The 16,750-nt window shown below is 67.8% G+C and carries 12 protein-coding genes; 6 read left to right on the top strand and 6 right to left on the bottom strand.

Going from position 1 to position 16,750, the window contains the following annotated elements:
* Positions 1–176: 176 nt before the first annotated feature.
* The 4 genes from EXU48_RS19375 (at position 177) to EXU48_RS19360 (ending at position 6,668) form a co-directional block, all read left to right on the top strand.
* Positions 177–1,262 (top strand): restriction endonuclease, encoded by a 1,086-nt coding sequence (locus tag EXU48_RS19375; protein WP_133109332.1) that lies wholly within the window; start codon positions 177–179, stop codon positions 1,260–1,262.
* An 82-nt stretch (positions 1,263–1,344) separates the two neighbouring features.
* Positions 1,345–3,327 (top strand): glycoside hydrolase family 2 protein, encoded by a 1,983-nt coding sequence (locus tag EXU48_RS19370; RefSeq protein ID WP_207947830.1) that lies wholly within the window; start codon positions 1,345–1,347, stop codon positions 3,325–3,327.
* A gap of 822 nt (positions 3,328–4,149) precedes the next feature.
* Positions 4,150–5,796 (top strand): NACHT domain-containing protein, encoded by a 1,647-nt coding sequence (locus EXU48_RS19365; RefSeq protein WP_133109330.1) that lies wholly within the window; start codon positions 4,150–4,152, stop codon positions 5,794–5,796.
* Positions 5,793–6,668: a pentapeptide repeat-containing protein gene (locus EXU48_RS19360; protein ID WP_133109329.1), complete on the top strand. Its 876-nt coding sequence runs from the start codon at positions 5,793–5,795 to the stop codon at positions 6,666–6,668. Before EXU48_RS19365 ends, EXU48_RS19360 begins: the two co-directional genes overlap by 4 nt.
* Before the next feature lie 132 nt (positions 6,669–6,800).
* Here EXU48_RS19360 and EXU48_RS19355 read toward each other — a convergent pair whose 3' ends face one another.
* Complete coding sequence (locus tag EXU48_RS19355) at positions 6,801–9,875, bottom strand: bifunctional [glutamine synthetase] adenylyltransferase/[glutamine synthetase]-adenylyl-L-tyrosine phosphorylase (protein WP_165962898.1); 3,075 nt, start codon at positions 9,873–9,875, stop codon at positions 6,801–6,803.
* Between the two features lie 97 nt (positions 9,876–9,972).
* A complete protein-coding gene (gene glnA, locus EXU48_RS19350) occupies positions 9,973–11,307 on the bottom strand; it encodes a type I glutamate--ammonia ligase (RefSeq protein WP_133109328.1) in 1,335 nt (444 codons plus the stop codon).
* A gap of 77 nt (positions 11,308–11,384) precedes the next feature.
* On the opposite strand from glnA, the gene EXU48_RS19345 reads away from it, so the two are divergent.
* Both EXU48_RS19345 and panB read left to right on the top strand, forming a co-directional pair.
* The gene (locus EXU48_RS19345; RefSeq protein ID WP_133109327.1) at positions 11,385–13,034 is read left to right on the top strand and encodes an NAD+ synthase; all 1,650 of its coding nucleotides are present in this window, start codon (positions 11,385–11,387) and stop codon (positions 13,032–13,034) included.
* Positions 13,035–13,044: 10 nt separating this feature from the next.
* Positions 13,045–13,905, top strand: coding sequence for a 3-methyl-2-oxobutanoate hydroxymethyltransferase (gene panB / locus EXU48_RS19340; RefSeq protein ID WP_133109326.1), 861 nt, complete (start codon positions 13,045–13,047; stop codon positions 13,903–13,905).
* Between the two features lie 94 nt (positions 13,906–13,999).
* Here panB and EXU48_RS19335 read toward each other — a convergent pair whose 3' ends face one another.
* From EXU48_RS19335 to EXU48_RS19320, 4 genes are all read right to left on the bottom strand, one after another.
* Positions 14,000–14,242, bottom strand: coding sequence for a DUF2188 domain-containing protein (locus tag EXU48_RS19335; protein WP_133109325.1), 243 nt, complete (start codon positions 14,240–14,242; stop codon positions 14,000–14,002).
* 143 nt (positions 14,243–14,385) lie between these two features.
* Positions 14,386–14,601, bottom strand: a complete 216-nt coding sequence (locus EXU48_RS19330) for a hypothetical protein (protein ID WP_133109324.1) — start codon at positions 14,599–14,601, stop codon at positions 14,386–14,388.
* Positions 14,598–15,590 (bottom strand): non-homologous end joining protein Ku, encoded by a 993-nt coding sequence (ku, locus tag EXU48_RS19325; protein ID WP_133109323.1) that lies wholly within the window; start codon positions 15,588–15,590, stop codon positions 14,598–14,600. Before ku ends, EXU48_RS19330 begins: the two co-directional genes overlap by 4 nt.
* Positions 15,591–15,727: 137 nt before the next feature.
* The gene (locus EXU48_RS19320; RefSeq protein ID WP_133109322.1) at positions 15,728–16,723 is read right to left on the bottom strand and encodes a phosphotransferase family protein; all 996 of its coding nucleotides are present in this window, start codon (positions 16,721–16,723) and stop codon (positions 15,728–15,730) included.
* Positions 16,724–16,750: the final 27 nt, after the last annotated feature.

Below are 16,750 nucleotides of genomic sequence, written 5' to 3'. Positions count from 1 at the left end.
GTCGACGCCGCCAGGCCCGGCTCGGTCGATTGACGCCTATCGAATTCGAGACCATCATGACCAACAACGTCGCCCTGGCGGCGTGACTAGGAACTGTCACCTTCTCGTGCAGCAGTCCCGACCGTTCTGCAGCGAACCTTGCCAAGCTCCAAGCGATCTGGGACCGTGCGGAGCCGATGATCCCGTCGAGCCCTCAGCGGGGTACGAATCGAGAGTACGAGGATCTACGTCGGGCATGGACGCCACTGCTCGCCGGCCTGCCTCCGATCGACGGGTTCACGGTCACGGAGGAGCTGCCCGACATAGACGAGGCGGGGCAGTCCTTCATCGACTACTTCGAGATCGGCGAGCCCGTCTTCGCCCTCATGAACGAGTTGGAGAAGCCGGGCCACCAGCTCGATGAGTACAGGTTCAAGCTCGCTCAGTCGCGTCGCCGGGCGATCCACGATCGCCTCGACGACCTCGTGTCGACGATCAATGCGACGCTTGCCCAGATCACAGATTCTATTGCGCGAGACTCGTCCGATCGTATGGACGATCCCCAAACAAGAGTGGTGGAGGAGTCGATCAGCGAGATCGAACGGCTGCTCGGCGACACCACTGACAGAAAGGGACGATGGGGCGATCTTCACCGGCATCTCCGTTTCAGCCAGGGGCACGACTGGCACGACATCGCCGAGATGGACTGGCCATCTGTACGGGCCGACGTTGAAGCCGCGAGTCTCTCCGAGTCGGACCCTTTGCCGGTGCCAGCAGTGGACCTCGGTGTCGCTGCATCTGCGAAACCGGCAGGTGGTGCAAGCATCGGCCTCAACTGGACTGCCCTTGACGACGACGGCTTCGAGCGCCTGCTGTTTGACCTTCTGCGGGGCTTTCCCAGCTACCAGAACGTCGAGTGGTTGATGAAGACCCGCGCACCTGATCGGGGGCGTGATCTGTCCGCGGAGCGCGTCATCAGGGATGACGGCGGTACAACGCGAACCGAGCGGGTCATCATGCAGGCCAAGCACTGGACATCGAAGTCTGTCGCCCCGTCTGACATCACGAACACGTTGGCCACCCTGCCGCTTTGGGAGCCACCAGTCGTTCGGACTTTGGTGATCGCGACAAGCGGGCGTTTCACCACCGACGCAGTGGCGATTATCGAGAAGCACAACGCCGATGGGAGGCTCCCGTTCATCGAGCTTTGGGCCGATAGTCGCCTCGAAACGCAGTTGTCGCAACGACCCGACCTAGTCGCAAGCTATCACCTGCGCTCATAGGCCCGAGTACCCGCGCCCGGACCTGGTCCGCGAGCACTGGCTGAACCTGAACGGCACCTGGGACTTCGCGCCCGGCGCTCCCGTGCCCGACGGCGGGGGCTGGCCCGAGCGCATCGTCGTACCGTTCGCGTGGGAGACCCGGGCGTCCGGCGTCGAGCGGGGTTGGCTCGATCGTGCGACGTACCGTCGCAAGTTCGAGGTCCCGACGGCGTGGGCCGGCTCCCGCACCATTTTGCGGTTCGGCGCGGTGCACCACCGGGCGACGGTGTTCGTGAACAGGACCGAAGTGGGCAGCCACGAGGGCGGGTACATGCCGTTCGAGTTCGATGTCACCGACGCGCTGATCGACGGCGCGAACGAACTGCGCGTGCATGTGGAGGCGCCCCTGGACAAGCGGTTCATCCCGCACAGCAAGCAGCGGTCCATGCCCCGCGACGACTACGACAGCGTCGCGTTCACGCCGTCCTCCGGGATCTGGCAGACCGTGTGGCTGGAGTCGCGGCCCGCGACCGCGGCCTCAGCCATCCGGTTGCGCGGGGAGTCGCTCGCCAGCATCGAGGCCGAGGTTGAGGTGACCGGCCCGCACGCCGCGGACGCCCGGGTAGATCTGCGACTGCTGGACGATGCGGACAGCGGACCGGGTAGCGCGCTCGTCGCCACGCCGACCGACGCCGGCTCGTTCCGGGCGAGCCTGACCCCCGACTCCCCCAGGCTCTGGTCGCCTGCGGACCCACACCTCTATCGGGTCGAGGTGACCGTGCACAGTGCGGACGGCGTGGACCGGGTGGTGGCGACCACTGGCCTGCGACGCGTGGAGACCAAGGGCGACAAGATCTTCCTGAACGACGTACGCATCGCCCCGCGGGCTGTGCTCGACCAGGGCTACTGGCCGCCGTCGGGCATCACTGCCCGGACCGACGACGCGCTCCGCCGCGACCTCGAACTGGCCCGCGAGGCCGGCTACACGATGGTGCGCAAGCATCTGCGCTTGGAGGACCCGCGCTGGCTGCACTGGGCCGACACCCTCGGCATGCTCGTCTGGGAGGAGCCGGCCAGCACGAGCAGGTACAGCGCGGCGGCGATCGAGGCATTCGAGGCGCAGATCCCGGTGATGGTCGCCCGGGACGGTAACCACCCCTCGATCGTCATCTGGGGTCTGTACAACGAGGAGTGGGGTCTGGACTGGCAGGTGGAGGCGCGCCCCGAGTACCAGGGGGCGACGGCCCGCGCCTACGACCTGCTCGCCGCGCTCGGCACCACCCGCCCGATCGTGGACGACTCCGGCTGGTCCCACGTGAAGACCGACATCGTCGACTGGCACATCTACACCGACGACTTCGCCACCTGGGCCGACCTCGTAGCAGGCCTGGCCGGACACCGGCAGGACTTCCCCGTGACCCTCGCGGCGGACGAGCACCTCACCAAGCAACTGTGGGCGACGCCCGAGCTCATCGGCGCCTCCCTGCCGATCCTGAACAGTGAGTACGGTGCTGGGCACACCAGTACCGACCGGGGCTGGCAATTGAAGTGGCAGACCCAGGAACTGCGCCGGCACGACGCGTTCAGCGGCTACGTCTACACCGAGCTGACCGACGTCGAGCACGAGATGGCCGACCTGTATTACGCCGACCGGACCCGCAAGGACCTGCTCGGTATCGACCCCGCACATGTCAACGCCGAGGCGGTGGTGATCCTGGACGTGGTGCCGGTGGAACCGGGCGTAGACGTCGCGCTCGAGCTGGGGGCGCTCCTGCGACTGCCGGTGCGGGCATCGCACCACGGCGCGTCCCCGATCCAGGGCACCCTGCACGCGGGGTGGGCGCCGCTGCTGTCACCGTGGCCGGAGGCGGTACCGACGTCGGCGATCGAGCCGGTGGCGCTGACCGTGGATCCGTTCGTCGTGACCGAGGTCGTTGAGGTTGCGCTCACCGCGCTCGAGGGTACCGCTCGCCTGCTGCTCTGGCTCGCGGTCGACGACGGCACCATCGTCGCGCGGTCGACCCTAGACCTCGGGTCGACCGGTTCAACAGAGTGGGACGCCCCCTGGTGTGACCAATGGCTTTGATGAACCCGGTGCCTGCCTTCGCGGATCCATATCGTGAGCGCGTCCGCGACCACCAACGTGAACGGCGCCACGGCCGCACCTCGAGGTCGTTGACGCAACCGCTCACCGTGCGCTTCCAGGTCCGCGGTCCGCGGTCTTCCGGGACGACTACGACCGCGGCAGTGAATCGATCCACAGGGTCTTGTCCAACTCGTCCATTCGGCATCTTGGACACGCTTGCGAACAAGAGTCAGGCGCGACGGTGATCAGCGCGGTCTCATCCCGCCCGGAGCGCTGCAGAAGCCGCTGGGGGAACCACGTGCCCTGGCGCAGTTTGCGGACCACCACACCGACAGCGCCGACTCGGGTGTCCGGTAGCGGCACCTATGCGCCAACCGCTGCGGTCAGCGGCCCCCACACTCAGCGCCAACGAGGACATCGGCATCGGTGGAGACCACCCACCAGACATCGCAAACAGCAACGACCGCGTCAGGTCCGGACGGGCCGCGCCAAGCAAGTCCGCGGGGTCGACAATGTGAGAACTCGGCGACCGCGCTCCTCCACATTGTTGCACTCAACTCGGAAGGACACCGAGCCCATCGAGCTGCAAGGACTTGTGAGGTCTTGTCAAGCGGCGGGGCGTCAGGCACGTCCAGGCCAAGTGGATGGGCGACGTACGAATTCCCCAGCCATCAGAGGCCGTTGACCCGCTCGGCGTCAGATCCACAAAGACACGCTACCGTGACTGCCCCATGACACGTCCCGGACGCTAAGGTATGCATTGTCAACCACAGCATGCGACCGCCGCCATTTGGACTGAGCGCCGGATAACCAGGAGGCAATATGCTACCAGAGGAAGCCGAGTCGGCCGTCGCGGAGCTCTTTCGACTTAACGGCTACGACGTCACGGGACCACTAATGGTCAAGAGCGCAAGCGTTGATCTCAAGGCAGAGCGCATTGGAGACCCCTTCGCTGGCCCAGTCTTTATCGAGGTAACCACTGAAAAGGTCGACGCGACCAAACTGGGAAAAGACCTTACTAAATACTACGCATGCAATGAACAACATCCTGGATGCGCGTTCGTAATCGTTTCCACCAACGGTTTTACGCAATCTGTTCGCGAGCGTGCACCGGCTAGAGTAGAACTGCTTACGTACGAAACCCTCGCGTCGCGCTTCGAGAAGTTTCACCCTTATCAAAGAGCCGTCCTCTCCGAGGGCGATCTCGCCCAAGAGCTCCTGCGACTTGCGGACGTCTACGAACCCCCGCAGTTCGACTTTGGCACTCGGTTGGAGCCGGCGCTAGCAACTCTCCATTCCTGGGTCGAAGACGAAACCACCGGCCCGGGCTGGCTTATAGTCGTTGGTGAGTACGGCACCGGAAAGACGGCGCTCACCCAGATGCTCCTTCGGGAACTAATGCAGAAGAACAAGTCCGATCCACGCTGTCCAATTCCCGTCCGAATAGAGCTCCGCGATTTCACCAAGCAATTTGACGTCGCATCCCTTCTTCACAAGTTCCTCGACGACAACAATCTTAGTCACGTGCCCCTACACTTCTTCGAGTCCCTTATTAGCAGGGGGAGAGTCGTACTACTCCTTGACGGATACGACGAAATGGCACAGTACATGCACCTACTGGAACGGCGCGTCTGCCTGGAGACCTTGGCTCAGTTGGGACGTCATGGTGCCAAGGGCATTCTCACCAGTCGCCCCAACTACTTCTCCGAAGCAGAAGAACTTCGCGTGCTCGAAACGCTGTACTCATCGCTTGAGGAGACCGGCATTGCTGCGGTGGAGTATGCTAAGGAGGCTGCACTCGATCAACTCTTCGAGCGTCAGTTCGTCGATCGGAGCGAGCGACGACTGCAAGACTTGGATCGCGCCCAGACTGAAGCTCTCGTGGCCCGCAAGTTATCCGGTGATCCCGATAAGAGCGCGGTAGTTCTGGGTCTATTGAATAAGGTCTCTCGACCAAGCGACGAAGGAGCACGCCTCCTCGGAGGCAAGCCAGTCATCATTTCCTACCTCGTCGATCTGGCCGACCAGTTGTCCGAGCAGCCAACTGGCCCTGCGGCAGCGAGTGGCATGGACTCCGTCACCGAGTACCAATGCTACCGCCTGATCGTGGACCAACTCATGCTGCGCGATCGGCGACGTTCGCCCGGGATGCCAGTGGAGTCGAGGCGCCGATTCCTGCATCGAATGGCTCTCCGCCTCAGCAATTCGGACATATCGCTCTTTAATGAATCCGATTTCATGGACCTCATCAACTTGGAATTTCGGGCCCGACTCGAGCGGCTGCCCCAATCTGAACGGGAAGGGGATCGCCAAACCCTCTATGCTGACCTTAGGTCGTCAGCCACCCTTACTAGGGTGACCACAGGCGGAAAAGAGGGGTGGAGGTTCTCGCACAACAGTTTGCGTGAGTTCCTGGTTGTAGAGTACCTACTGTCGAGCCTTCAGGCCGGAAAGGCGCCAAACCCATGAGAATTACCGACACTATGGAAGCTTTTCTAGCTGGCGAGACCTCGGCATTCCTAGATGAGTGTTCCGCACACCTCGCCGAGCAATGGGCATCTTTCGAACCAGGAGAGTTGGCGACATCTTTCGCGCTGCTATGGAAAGCGCGTAAGGAAGGATGGCTCCTAAGTAGCGAGGAACTATTGACAACGCTTATCGGACACTACGGCACATTTGACCACTGCCGATTGGAGCGCCTTGACTTCTTTGCTGGCACTGGCGGATCCTTATCGCGTTCGTTTCGAGCAACAGTTCTCATAGAATGCGAGTTGGCACGACTGGACCTCCGTAAGTCACAATTCTCGGGCGCTTGGCTGGAAAGCGTCTCTTTCGCCGAAGCGGACCTTTCTGGCGTCGACTTTTCGTCAGCGAGTCTCCTGGACGTGGATTTCACCGACAGTCTCCTTGCGGGAGCCGACTTCCGCACGCTGGAACCAGGACTCTCGCTACGCGTGTCTGGCGTCGAGTACTCAAAGGAGCGAGCTATGGGGTTACTCGCATCACGTGGCGCTTTAGTGGCATCGGTGGATCCGCTCTATATCGCAATGGCGCACCCACACTATGACATCGCTCGAAAAATCGCTAGAAGGCTGTGCGAAGGCGGCGCGTCGCAGCATATGGGCCTAACTCAACGGGGCGCGTCCGCGAAAGACCCTCAGGCCGCAATCCGATTTATCGAGATGCTGGTCTCGGTCGGGTATGCCGCCTACGACAAGAGCGGCAGCGAACGCACGGTTGAACTTGCTGTAGCTGGGCGCATGCCGTTGAGGCAGCTCGTTGACGAAACCGGGCTTGCGCCCGCGCTCGTCGGCTACTTCGCTAAGACCGACCGCCGTTGATCTTGAGGATCGCACGAGTTCAACTGGATTCGATCACACAACCAAAGGGTACCTTTTGGAGGTTTCGATGTACACCTAGGCCATCAAGCATCGGACGCACGCCGCCCAAGAGGGGCTCTCGTGTCCCGAAGTTCACCCGAAGAACACCTGCTCCATCACTACCCGCGCCTGCCGTGCTGTCCGCAGCCAGTCCTCCTCCAGGTCCCGGGCGTGCCCAGCGTGATAGCCGAGCAGCCTCGACACCCCGGCGAGCTCGCCTCGCTCGGACGGCAGCACGTCCACCTTCTGCCCGCTCACCCGCCCGGTGCTGAGCACGATCGCGTTCCGCAGCCGGGTGGCTAGCTCCCAGGCGGCGGTGAGGTGTTCGGCGTCGGAGTCGGTGATCAGGTTCGCGTCCCGGGCCGCGGCCAGCGCCTCCAGCGTCGACGTGGTTCGCAGGGTCTCGGTCGTGCCCGCGTGGCACAACTGCAGGTACTGGGCCGTCCACTCCACGTCGCTCAGGCCACCGCGGCCGAGCTTCAGGTGGTGGGTGGCCGGCACACCGCGGGGCAGGCGCTCGGACTCCACCCGCGCCTTGATCCGGCGCAGCTCGCGGATCTCGGCGAGGTCGATCCCGTCGGCCGGGTAGCGCAGCGGGTCGATGAGTGAGGTGAACCGCTCCCCCAGGTCGTTGTCGCCGGCCACCGAACGTGCGCGCAGGAGAGCCTGGCGTTCCCAGCCCTGGGCCCACCGCTGGTAGTACTCGGCGTAGGAGTCGATGGTGCGCACCACGGGGCCCTGCCGACCCTCGGGGCGGAGTTGGGAGTCCACTGGCAGCACCGGCTCGGGGCCGGTCTTGCCGAGCAGGGACGCGATCGTGGTGGCGACCAGGACCGCCCAGTCCTGGGCCTGCTTCGGGTCGGCGCCGTCGCGCGGGTCGTGCACGAAGAGGACGTCCGCGTCGGAGGCGTAGCCGATCTCGGCGCCGCCGAGGCGGCCCATGGCTACCACGAGGAATCGGGACGGGTCCGCGTCCAGGCCCAGTTCCGCCGTCGCGGTCTGGGTGGCGATGCGCACGGCGCCCTGCAGGGCCATGTCCGCGGCCGGGGAGATCACCGCGGCGCAGGTGGTCACGGGCACGTCGGCGAGGACGTCGCCGATGGCGCCGCGGGTGAGTTCTCGGCGGCGCAGGAACCGGACCGCCTGGGCGGCGTCGGTGGGGTCGTCGCGGCGCAGCAGCATCGCGTTCATGGCGGCAGCGAGGGCCTCGGGGGTGCGGGGGGTGAGTTCGCGGTCGTCGCCGAGCCAGGCGACGGCCTCGGGGGTGCGCATCAGCGAGTCGGCCACATACTTCGAGGAGGACAGCAGCGTGGCCAAGCGCTCGGCGGCGGCACCGGAGTCGCGGAGCATCTTCAGGTACCAGTGGGTGCCGCCGAGTTCCTCGGAGAGTTTGCGGAAGGCGAGCAGGCCGCCGTCGGGGTCGGGGCCCTCGGCGAACCAGCCGAGCATCACCGGCAGCAATTGGCGCTGGATGGCGGCGCGGCGGGAGATGCCCTCGGTGAGGACCTTGATGTGCCGCAACGCGCCGGCCGGGTCCCGGTAGCCGATGCCCTGCAGGCGGGCTTTCGCGGCCTCGGGGTCGAGGGAGACCTCGTCGGCGGACAGGCTCGCGGTGGCGGGCAGCAAGGGTCGGTAGTAGAGGTCTTCGTGCAGGCGGCGGACCCGGCGGCGGGTGGCCTGCCAGCGCTGCATCAGGGCGTTGGCGTCGGGCACGTCCCCTAGCGGGTTGCGGCCCATGGAGCGGGCCAGGCGGCGCAGGCCATCCTCGGACGTCGGGAGCAGGTGGGTGCGGCGCATCCGGTACAGCTGGACGCGGTGCTCGAGCACGCGCAGGAACCGGTAGCAGGCTGCGAGTTCGGCGGCGTGGTCACGGCCCACATACCCGGCGGCGGACAACGAGGCCAGCGCCCGGAGGGTGTTCGCGGACCGGATCGTCTCGTCGGTGCGGCCGTGCACCAGCTGCAACAGCTGCACGGTGAACTCGACGTCCCGCAGGCCGCCGCGGCCGAGCTTGATCTGCCGGTCCGCCTCCGCGGGTGGCACGTTGTCCTCGACCCGGCGGCGCATCGCCTGGGAGTCCTCCACGAAGTTCTCCCGGCCGGCGGCCTCCCACACCATCGGGCGGGTCGCGGCGAGGTAGTCGACGGACAGGTCCGCGTCGCCGGCCACGTGCCGGGCCTTGAGCAAAGCCTGGAACTCCCAGGTCTTGGCCCAGCGCTCGTAGTAGGACACGTGCGAGGCGAGGGTGCGCACCAGTGGGCCGTTCTTGCCCTCGGGGCGCAGCGCGGCGTCCACCTCCCACAGGGCTGGCTCGCGGGCGGGCATCGAGCACATCCGGGCCAGGGTGGCGGCGAGTTTCGTCCCGACCCGCAGGGCGTCCGCCTCGTCGGCCCCGTCGACCGGTTCCGCGACGTAGATGACGTCGACGTCGGAGATGTAGTTGAGCTCCCGGCCGCCGGTCTTGCCCATGCCGAGGACCGCTAGGCGCACGCCGGCGCCGTGGTCGGTCAGTTCCGCGCGGGCCAGGGCCAGGGCCGCCTCGAGCGCGGCGGCGGCGAGGTTGGCCAGGGCGGCGCCGACCTCGGGCAGGAACGCCTCGGGGTCGTGGGCGGTGAGGTCCTCGGTGGCGATGGTCAGCAGGGCGCGACGGTAGGCACGGCGCATCTCGTTCAGCGAGCCGTCGCTGGCGCGTACGGACGCGACCGGAACGGCCGAGTCCGGGTCCGCGCCGACCGATTCGAGCAGCAGCGCGCGCACGTTCGCCGGGTCCGCGGCCACGCCGCCGCGGGGGCGCAGCACGAGTTCCACGTCGCCCGGGTGGGCGACCAGCCAGTCCCCCGTGGCCACCGACGCCCCGAGCACGGCGATCAGGTTGGTCCGGGCGCCGGCCGGATCCGCGAGCACCTGGGTCAACCGTGCGGCCCGGTCCGGGTCGACCTCGCCGAGGCGGGCCAAGGAGAGCAGCGCGAGGTCGGGGTCGGCGGCCCGGGCGACGTCGCCGATCAAGGCCGTGGAGGCGGTGCCGGGCGTCTCGTCGGGCGCGGCGCCCGCCTCGCAGGCGGCGAGCACCCCGGCCAGGAACGGCGACTCCCACAGGTCTGCGGCGCGTGCGGCGTCGGCGAAGCCGGCGCGCGCCAGCGTCGCGTTCAGCGACGGCGCCCTGCTCACCTGGATCCGCTCACGGACGCGTGCCCGTCTGGACCCGCGCACGAGGCGACCCGACCGCCCGGGCGACCCTGCGCCGTCGGGAATAAGCGGTTCATCCTCAGATCAGGCCGACGCGGGCCAGCTCGTAGGGGGTCACCTGCGCCCGGTAGTCGGTCCACTCCTGCCGCTTGTTCGCGAGGAAGAAGTTGAACACCTTCTCCCCGAGCGTGTCCGCGACCAGCTCGGAGCGCTCCATGGCCTCCACGGCCTGCTCCAGGCTGCCCGGCAGCGGCTCGATGCCCAGGGCGCGACGCTCGCCGTCGGACAGCTCCCAGACGACGTCCTCGGCCTCCTCGGGCAGTTCGTAGCCCTCCTCGATGCCCTTCAGCCCGGCCCGCAGCAGCACCGCGAGCGCGAGGTAGGGGTTCGCCGCGGAGTCCATGCCGCGGTACTCGATCCGCGCGGACTGGCCCTTGCCCGGCTTGTACATCGGCACCCGCAGCAGCGCGGACCGGTTGTTGTGGCCCCAGCACTTGTAGCTCGGGGCCTCCTGCCCGCCCCACAGGCGCTTGTAGGAGTTCACGAACTGGTTGGCGACGGCGGTGATCTCCCCCGAGTGCACCAGCAGCCCGGCCATGAACTGGCGGGCCGTGGTGGACAGCCCGTACTTCGAGCCCGGGGCGTGGAAGACGTTGGTGTCCCCCTCGAACAGAGACAGGTGGGTGTGCATGCCCGAGCCGGGCTGGCCGGCCATCGGCTTCGGCATGAACGAGGCGACGAAGCCCTGCTCGATCGATACCTCCTTGACCACCGAGCGGAACGTCATGATGTTGTCCGCGGTGGACAGGGCGTCGGCGTAGCGCAGGTCGATCTCGTTCTGCCCGGGGCCGGCCTCGTGGTGGGAGAACTCCACCGAGATTCCCATCGACTCCAGCAGGGTGATCGCGGCCCGGCGGAAGTCGTGACCCTGGCCGCGGGCGACGTGGTCGAAGTAGCCGGCGGTGTCGATCGGGACCAGCGGGTCGGTCTCGTTCTCCTGCGGGTGGAACAGGTAGAACTCGATCTCGGGGTGGGTGTAGAAGGTGAACCCGGCGTCCGCGGCCTTGGCCAGGGCGCGCTTGAGCACGTTGCGCGGGTCCGCGGCGGCCGGCTCACCGTCCGGGGTGAGGATGTCGCAGAACATCCGGGCGGTGCCGTGCTTGCCGCCGCGCCAGGGCAGCACCTGGAACGTGGACGGGTCCGGGCGGGCCACCAGATCGGACTCGGAGACGCGGGCCAGGCCCTCGATGGAGGAGCCGTCGAAGCCGATGCCCTCGGCGAACGCGCCCTCGAGCTCGGCCGGGGCCACGGCCACCGACTTCAGCACGCCGAGCACGTCGGTGAACCACAGTCGGATGAACCGGACGTCACGCTCCTCGATCGCTCGAAGCACGTACTCCTGCTGCCTGTCCATGCACTGCTCCCGTCTGTGTTTCCGGTGCTCGCCGGTGCCGGGACCATCATGTCAGGTGAGTCGTAGGCTTCCGTGCCATGACGAGCATTCGGGTGGCACTCGCCCAGACCAATTCGACCGTGGGCGACCTGGACGGCAACGCCGCCACGGTGCTGCGGGTCGCCTCCGCCGCCGCGGCCGAGGGCGCGGACCTGATCGCGTTCGGGGAGATGGTGCTGACCGGGTACCCGATCGAGGACCTCGCGGTGCGGGGGTCGTTCCAGCGTTCGGCGGCCGCACGGCTGTCCGCGCTGGCGGGTGAGCTGGTCTCGGCGGGGGCGGGCGACGCCGTCGTGGTCCTCGGCGCCTTGGGCACCGCCGCGGACGGGCGGCCGACGAACACCGCGGTGGTGCTGCACCAGGGGCGTCTGGTGACGCACTATACGAAGCACCACCTGCCCAACTACGGGGTGTTCGACGAGTTCCGGATCTTCGCCTCCGGAAACGACCCGGTGGTGGTGGACGTGGCGGGTAAGCGCGTGGGGCTGGCGATCTGCGAAGACATCTGGCGCGACGGCGGCACCGTCGAGCAGCTCACCGACGAGGGCCTCGACCTGCTCCTGGTCATCAACGGCTCCCCCTACGAGCGCGGCAAGGCGCCGCTGCGGGTGCGCCTGGCGGCGCAACGGGCCCGGGAGGTGGGCGCCCCGGTCGCGTACGTGAACCTGATCGGGGGTCAGGACGATCTGGTGTTCGACGGCGGATCGTTCGTTGTGGATGTCGACGGCGAGTTGCTCGCGTCCTCGCCGACGTTCGTCGAGCACCTGGCGGTGCTCGACGTGTCTGCCCCGGGGCAGACGGCGGTCCGGGACTCCTCGTTCGCGCGGCGGGCCGACGACACCGAGCAGATGTATGACGCGGTGGTGCTCGGACTGCGGGACTACGCTTCCAAGAACGGGTTCCGCTCGGTGGTGCTGGGGCTCTCCGGTGGGATCGACTCGGCGCTGGTGGCCGCGATCGCGGCGGACGCCGTCGGGCCGGCGAACGTGGTCGGGGTGTCGATGCCGTCGGTCTACTCGTCCTCCCACTCCCGGTCGGACGCTCTCGATACGGCGGAACGCATCGGGCTGGACTACCGCGTGCAGGAGATCGCGCCGATGGTGTCCGCGTTCCAGGGCGAGCTGGATCTTTCGGGGACGGCCGAGGAGAACCTGCAGGCACGGATGCGTGGAGTGATCCTGATGGCGCTGTCCAACGCCGAGGGGCACCTGGTACTCGCGACCGGCAACAAGAGCGAGCTCGCGGTGGGCTACTCCACGATCTACGGGGACGCCGTCGGGGGGTATGCGCCGCTGAAGGACGTGTCCAAGACGCGGGTGTGGGAGCTGGCCCGGTTCCGGAACGCCAGGGCCCTGGACCGCGGCGAGGTGGAGCCGATCCCGGAGAACTCGATCACGAAGCCGCCGTCGGCCGAGCTGCGACCCGGGCAGCGCGACGACCAGTCGCTGCCGGACTACGAGCTGCTGGACAACGTGCTCGACGCCTACGTGGAGAACGCGCTCGGGCGCGAGGACCTGCTCGCGTCCGGGTTCGACGAGGAGACGGTCGAGACGGTGGTGCGGCTCGTGGACCGGGCCGAGTGGAAGCGGCGCCAGTACCCGATCGGGCCGAAGGTGACCGCGATGGCGTTCGGGCGCGACCGGCGGCTGCCGATCACGAACGCATTCTCCGAGTCCGAGCCGGACTAGGCTTGACTGCATGTCACAGGAGACCCCTGCCTCGCCGAAGTCCGCACTACCCCCGGTGGGAGGGGACAAGCCCAGGCGGGTGCGCGTGCAGCACGTGCAGGCCGCGAAGGAAGCCGGTGAACGGCTGACCATGCTGACCGCCTACGACGCGGCGACCGCGCGGATCTTCGACGCCGCCGGCATCGACATGTTGCTCGTCGGGGACTCGATGGGCGACAACATGCTCGGCCACGCCAACACGATCCCGGTGACGATGGACGAGCTGATCCCCGCGGCCCGCGCGGTGACCCGGGCCACCAAGCGCGCCATGGTGGTGGCGGACCTGCCGTTCGGGTCCTACGAGGCCAGCCCCGCGCAGGCCCACGCCTCCGCGGTCCGGATGATGAAGGAGACCGGGGCGCAGGCCGTGAAGTTCGAGGGCGGCGCCCGGGTGGCCGAGCACGTGCGGCTGCTCACCTCCGCCGGCATCCCGGTGATGGGGCACCTCGGGTTCACCCCGCAGTCGGAGAACGTCCTCGGCGGCAAACGCGTCCAGGGCCGCGGCGAGGACGCCGCCGAACTGCTCTGCGAGGACGCCCTCGCGCTGCAGGAGGCCGGTGCGTTCGCGATCGTGCTCGAGATGGTGCCCGCGCCGGTCGCGGCCCGGGCCACCGAGATCCTTGCGATCCCGACCATCGGGATCGGCGCCGGTCCCTCCTGCGACGGGCAGGTGCTGGTCTGGCTGGACATGGCCGGCATGGGCGGCTGGGCGCCACGGTTCGCGAAGCAGTTCGCGCAGATCGGGGCCGAGCTCGAGCGGGCCGCGGCCGACTACGCCACCGAGGTTCGGGCCGGGACGTTCCCGGCGCGGGAGCACGCGTACTGGGAGTGAGGGGCGCTTCCGCGGAAGCGACCGACGGCAGGCACCCGGGAGTCACCGCATCCGCTGACCCGAACGTCTGACGGCGCGGACACCGAGACCGGGATCAGCCGTGGATGTCGCGGGGACCCTGGGCATCGCGCGGATCGGGTCCGTAGCTCGACCGTTCGCCGACCGTGCCGTCGTCGTTCCTGATGACGTGGTCCACGCCCCCGGTGCGTGCCTCCTCGCGCCCGACCGCGATCGCTTCGTCCCTGTCCTCGTGCATGCTGAACGCCTGCTCGGTTCCTTCGCGGCGGTTCTTCCACTGCCCGTCCTCATGGAACGTCTCGACGTCTCCGCGTGGCATCGCCAGCGACCTCCCTCACCTGCCGGCGGCCGGCACCTGGGAGGTGCCTCGGCGGGCCGCCCGGCTCTGAACCGAGGCTGCCAGCAACGCGGCTGGTGCGCGCGCCGAGCGTTCGAGGCACCCGGCGGTCGGGACATCCGGGACTACGCCTCGGCCGCTGGCAGGCATCGGCATCCTGGCTCCAGGTCGGCGCAGACCATGATGAGCGCGTGGGCCTCACCGGGTGTGCCGCACCCGGGATCGGAACAGGACTGGGTCTCGTCGGCGTGCACGATCCAGGTGCCGTGGCAGTGGCGCAGGTGCGCCGAACCGCAACACGGCACGGCAGCCGTGGTGACGGCGGAGGTGGGGCTGGTCATGAGGCCTTCTTCTGGGTCTTGGCCGCCTGGGTGATCGCGTCAGCGAGTTCCTCCTTGGTCATCTGCGAGCGGCCGTCGATGTCGTAGTCCTTCGCCAGGTCGTACAGCTCCTTCTTCGACTTCGCCGCCACGTCCGGTGCGTCGCCCGACTCCTTGGTCTTGCGTTCGAGCCCACCGGCCTGATGGCGGTTGCCGGCCTTGTGCTGACGGGATGCTTCGACCGACTTGCGCAGCGCCTCCATCAGATCGATGACGCCACCACCCTCGTCCTCCTCGGCGTCGCTCGGGGTGACGACGCCCTCGCCCTTGGCCTTCGCCTGCACCAGGTCGAGGACCTTCTCGCGGTAGGTGTCGACGTAGTTCGCGGGATCCCACTCCGAGGTCATGGACTCGATCAGGGACGTCGCCATCTTCAGGTCCTTGTCGCCGGGCTTGCGCGCCGCCGGCACCCGCGGCAGCTCGGACTTGGGGTCGCGGATCTCGTCGGCGAAGAACATCGTCTCCAGCGTCAGGACCCCGTTGTGCGGGCGCACGGCGGCCAGGTACTGCTTGGAGCGCATCACGAAGTTCGCGACGGCGATCCGGTCGGTCTTCTCCATGGCGGCGGTGAGCAGCCGGTAGGCGCGCTCGGCGCTCTCGTTCGCCGGCGCCAGGTAGTAGGTCTTCTGGTAGTGGATGGGGTCGATGTCCTCGGCGTCGACGAAGTCGGTGATGTCGATCGTGCGCGAGCGGCCGGGTGCGATCTCGTCGAGCTCGTCCGGGTCGAGGAGCACGTACTCCCCGTTGTCCAGCTCGTAGCCCTTGACGACGTCCTCGTAGTCGACCTCCCGGCCGGTGTCCTCGTTGACCCGCTTGTACCGGATCCGTGAGGAGGTGCCCTTCGCGAACTGGCGGAAGTGGATCGTCTTGTCCTCGGTGGCCGAGTACAGGCCCACGGGCACGTTCACCAACCCGAACGCCAACGCACCGGTCCAGATCGATCGCGCCATCACGCACCTCCGCATCGCCTCGAGGGTCCTTGCCCTACGGATGCCACTGTGGCGGCAACGGCGGACGTCGGCCACCGGGGAGTGCGCGGGAGTGCGAGCCCGGACTCGGGCGCAGGTCAGATCCCGTGTGGCCGCGCCTACCAGACGAGTCCATCCAGATGGTTGCGGCCGGCGAGCAGGCGAGCGATGCGGTCCTTCGCCGCCTCCCGAACGTCGGGCTGGGGGTGGTGTGCGTAGAGCGCGAGCTCCCCGTACATGTCATAGAAGTTCAACCGCTCGCGCAGGTGCTCGCGCGCGAACAGCTCCGGATACGCGCCGTGCAACCACCCGGGGACGTCTGTGAGGGTGGTCTCGTCGAGCCCCTGTTCGTCGGGGGTGGGTGGGTACTCCCGGGCCTTCGCGCACCAGCGCAGGATCGTGTCGAGCTCGACATCCGCCGGCTGAGCCAGCGCCTCCGCGAAGTCGATCAGACCGGTGACGCGCCCTTGGTCGACCATCACGTTGGATCCATGGAGATCACCGTGGACGAGGACGGGTTCGTCGGCGACGAACAACGCCAGCCGCTCCTGGATCCAGTCCGCGACGTCCGCGAGCAGGCGCGCGTCCTGACCGGGCAGTCGCCTGGCCGCCTCGACCTGCTGGACCGCGGCACCCACGACGGGTGGGTGGAACGCCGGCCACGGCTTGCCGGAGAGGGCGTCGGTCAGCCAGGGCGGCAGCAGGTCGGCCGGCACGGGGACGCGGTGAAGGGCGCGCAACGCAGAGCCGAGGCTCTCGATCATCGCCTGACGCGTGCGCGAGTCCGCCGCCGGCCATGCGTCGTACAGGGTCCGGCCGGGCAGGCGTTCGGAGACGTACCACGGCCCGTCCGGGCCGTCGCCGTGGGCGAGGATCCGGGCGTGTGGAACCTCGCTGCCGGCGAGCAGGTCGACAACGCCTGCCTCGTGGCGATACGCGTCGCGGAACCGCTCGTCGTTGTTCAGTCGCACGACGTGTTCGTCGCCGACCCACACGCGGCTGACCCAGCCGGCCTTGCGAAGGAAGCGTCCGGTTCCTGGCAGGCCCGCGGCCGCCAGGGTCCTCAGCAGAGCCGGGTCGGTAGAGGGCTCGCCGACGAACGGTTGGTCGTACACGTACCGAGCCTCGCACGCATCCGTTCA

The sequence above is a fragment of the Occultella glacieicola genome (assembly GCF_004353825.1).
Lineage (GTDB): Bacteria > Actinomycetota > Actinomycetes > Actinomycetales > Beutenbergiaceae > Occultella > Occultella glacieicola.
This window is presented reverse-complemented; position numbering and strand designations above follow the sequence as displayed.

Bases quoted from the DNA above. Each gene is read 5' to 3' on its own strand.
- EXU48_RS19375 (WP_133109332.1), top strand. From the start codon at position 177: ATGATCCCGTCGAGCCCTCAGCGGGGTACGAATCGAGAGTACGAGGAT.
- EXU48_RS19365 (WP_133109330.1), top strand. From the start codon at position 4,150: ATGCTACCAGAGGAAGCCGAGTCGGCCGTCGCGGAGCTCTTTCGACTT.
- EXU48_RS19360 (WP_133109329.1), top strand. From the start codon at position 5,793: ATGAGAATTACCGACACTATGGAAGCTTTTCTAGCTGGCGAGACCTCG.
- glnA (WP_133109328.1), bottom strand. From the start codon at position 11,307: ATGGACAGGCAGCAGGAGTACGTGCTTCGAGCGATCGAGGAGCGTGAC.
- EXU48_RS19345 (WP_133109327.1), top strand. From the start codon at position 11,385: ATGACGAGCATTCGGGTGGCACTCGCCCAGACCAATTCGACCGTGGGC.
- panB (WP_133109326.1), top strand. From the start codon at position 13,045: ATGTCACAGGAGACCCCTGCCTCGCCGAAGTCCGCACTACCCCCGGTG.
- EXU48_RS19335 (WP_133109325.1), bottom strand. From the start codon at position 14,242: ATGCCACGCGGAGACGTCGAGACGTTCCATGAGGACGGGCAGTGGAAG.
- EXU48_RS19330 (WP_133109324.1), bottom strand. From the start codon at position 14,601: ATGACCAGCCCCACCTCCGCCGTCACCACGGCTGCCGTGCCGTGTTGC.
- ku (WP_133109323.1), bottom strand. From the start codon at position 15,590: ATGGCGCGATCGATCTGGACCGGTGCGTTGGCGTTCGGGTTGGTGAAC.